Consider the following 849-nt stretch of genomic DNA (forward strand, 5'->3'; position numbering starts at 1 on the left):
TAGTGTCAGGACCCATTAATCGGGTTTCGACCCTCTTGCCGGCGTGTTTCACGCTCCCGAACTGATGGGGGCATGATGAGCAATCTTTTTTGGCTGAGTGACGAGCAGATGGCGCGACTGCGGCCGTTCTTTCCAAAGAGCCATGGCCACCCACGGGTCGATGATCGGCGGGTCTTGAGCGGGATAATCTTCATCAATCGTAATGGCTTGCGTTGGTCCGATGCGCCGCCAGAGTGTGGCCCACCGAAGACCCTCTACAACCGATGGAAGCGCTGGAGCGACATGGGTGCTTTCGCCCGGATGATGGAGGTTCCGAAGCCGCCGACCGGAAGACAGTGATGATTGACGCCACCTATCTCTAGGCGCACCGCACAGCTTCAAGCCTGCGGTTGAAAAAGGGGGGCGTGGCAGGCTGATTGGGCGGACGAAGGGTGGCATGAACACCAGTTGCATGCCGTCATGGACGCGAACGCCCGCCCGATCAAGTTCTTCATGACAGCCGGTCAGGTCAGCGACTACACCGGCGCGGCGGCCCTGCTGAGCAATCTGCCCGAGGCCGGATGGCTATTGGCCGATCGGGGCCATGACGCCGACTGGTATCGTGAAGCATTGCAGGACAAGGGCATCACGCCCTGCATTCCTGGCCGGAAGTCCCGAGGCAAGCCCGTCACATACGACAAACGCCGCTACCAGCGGCGCAATCGTATCGAGATCATGTCCGGCAGGCTCAAGGACGGGCGCCGCGTCGCGACCCGCTACGACAAGTGCCCGAAGGGCTTTCTGTCCGCCATCGCTCTCGCCGCAACTGTCATCTTCTGGCTTTGAAAATTAACGAGACTGGAGCCTAGG

At 60.4% G+C, this 849-nt stretch carries 1 protein-coding gene and 1 pseudogene; both read left to right on the forward strand.

All coding sequences use genetic code 11. The features are described from left to right. Positions 1 to 75 precede the first annotated feature (75 nt). Positions 76 to 339, forward strand: coding sequence for a transposase (locus tag ACFQDM_RS15655; RefSeq protein WP_377380632.1), 264 nt, complete (start codon positions 76 to 78; stop codon positions 337 to 339). Positions 340 to 411: 72 nt separating this feature from the next. Next, a pseudogene (locus ACFQDM_RS15660) lies at positions 412 to 825 on the forward strand (IS5 family transposase); the annotation flags it as partial. Between the last annotated feature and the right edge of the window lie 24 nt (positions 826 to 849).

Source organism: Ponticaulis profundi (genome assembly GCF_042659465.1).
GTDB lineage: Bacteria > Pseudomonadota > Alphaproteobacteria > Caulobacterales > Hyphomonadaceae > Ponticaulis > Ponticaulis profundi.